Annotated in this window: 2 protein-coding genes; both read right to left on the reverse strand. The window is 69.2% G+C overall.

The window, feature by feature from the left end; all coding sequences use genetic code 11:
* Positions 1-677 (reverse strand): transposase (locus C4T42_RS31275; protein WP_103986563.1); only part of this gene is annotated, 677 nt, incomplete at its 3' end.
* Positions 678-871: 194 nt separating this feature from the next.
* Positions 872-1,459 (reverse strand): transposase, encoded by a 588-nt coding sequence (locus C4T42_RS31280; RefSeq protein WP_146074112.1) that lies wholly within the window; start codon positions 1,457-1,459, stop codon positions 872-874.
* Positions 1,460-1,645 lie beyond the last annotated feature (186 nt).

A 1,645-nucleotide genomic window follows, 5' to 3' on the forward strand; every position in this document is an offset into this window, starting at 1 on the left:
CTTGCGGCCGGGCCCGGCTCGAGGCTGCCGAGTTCGGGCATCTCGATCAGCAGCGCAATCGCGGTTGCCTCGCCGATACCGGGAATGCTGGCCAGGATGGCGCGGCGGCGGACGAGGTCCTGGTCGGCGGCGCACAGGGCGTCAAGTTCGGCCTCGATCGCGGCCAGCTGGACCTTGATCTGTCGCAGGCGCTGCAGGGCGTGTCGCTTGAGCAGAGCGGCGGTGAGCTGCTTCTGCCGATTGAGCGCGGCGGTGCGGTCTTTGATCAGGGCCTGCCGCGCGCCGTGCAGCTCGCGCATCGTAGCCAGGACCGGGGTCGGCACCGATCGCACCGGCGGTTCGAGCAGGGCGCCCAGCTGCGCCAGCATGGCTGCGTCGCAGCGGTCGGTCTTAGCCAGTTGTCCGGTAGCCTCGGCAAAGCGCCGCGCCTGACGAGGGTTGACCTTGGCCAGCGGCAAGTCGGCCTGGGCCAGGGTGCGTTCGAAGGCACGATGATAGGCGCCGGTGGCCTCGTAGACCACGCGGGTGACGGTGTGCGGCGTCAGCCACGCGATCAGCGTTCGGTGACCCTTGGCATCGTTGGTGAAGCGCCGCTCCATCCCACCAGGATGGAGGCAGACGTCGAGATGATCCTTGCCGATGTCGACACCGACCGTGAGGGGCGTAGAGTGCTCCATCTTTTCCGCGTCCTTGGCTTGTCATCCGGGCCGCAATGCCCGGGTATCCGTTCAGGCCACGAGGAAAAGAGAGGGGTGGTCACACTCAAACGCGGCCCACAACGGCCCGCATCTTTTCGACCCGTCCCCTCCCGCCGCCGGCGCGATGCAAACGCGCCGGTGACGATCCAGTCTGGCCGAGCTGGACCCAAAAATCATAAGACAAGCATCTTCAGCCGGCCGATCTGCCCCTCCACCGGACTCGTCGACCAGGGCGTCGTGATCGCGCCGCGTAACGCGTCCCTGTCGCGCTCGAGGCCGGCGGCGAACTTCGCCAGCGGCGTCGCGGCCGCCGCCGCGAACCAAGCCTCCAGACTCTCGCCCGAGCGCCGTCGCACCAGGTCGGCAAAGCGCGTCGCGAAGGCCACGCTCTTCGCCAGATCGGGAGCCTCCACCCGCAGGTGATCGAGGAAGCGGCGATCATCCGCAACGATTGCGCTCGGGTCCGCCCGCAGGAGCCACGCCGTCCGGTTGATCGACGGGGGCCGCCATCGCGGCGCGCTCATCGAGCCCGGCGTGGCGTCCATAACGTCCGCGCTCGCGCGACGCCGTCTCATCGCCCAATCCCGCACCATCCTCGGACGGATGTCGGCTCCCGCGCGGATCAGCCCGCGGGCGAGCTCGGCGGCGTTGCGGCAGCCGGCCTTCCAGCGCGCCTCGAGATGATTGTCGACGCCGGGTGAATGATGGCTCTTCCGCACTTCGTGTGGCGAAGTGGGCCGGCCAGCGTGACGTGCCCCCATCTCCGGAGATCGGCTTTCCGGAGGACGCCATGCCACGCCGTATCCTGCCCCTGGTGCCCGATGGCCTGACCGTCGTCGGTATCGAGCCGGCGACCGACCCGCTCATCGTGCGCGTCGTACCCCGTCCGGGCCCGACGTGCTGTCCCACCTGTCGATCGTCCGCGGGCCGCAAGCACGGTCACTGCG

Origin of the sequence: Methylobacterium sp. 190mf (genome assembly GCF_900107945.1) — a bacterium.
In the GTDB taxonomy this organism is placed as follows: domain Bacteria; phylum Pseudomonadota; class Alphaproteobacteria; order Rhizobiales; family Beijerinckiaceae; genus Methylobacterium.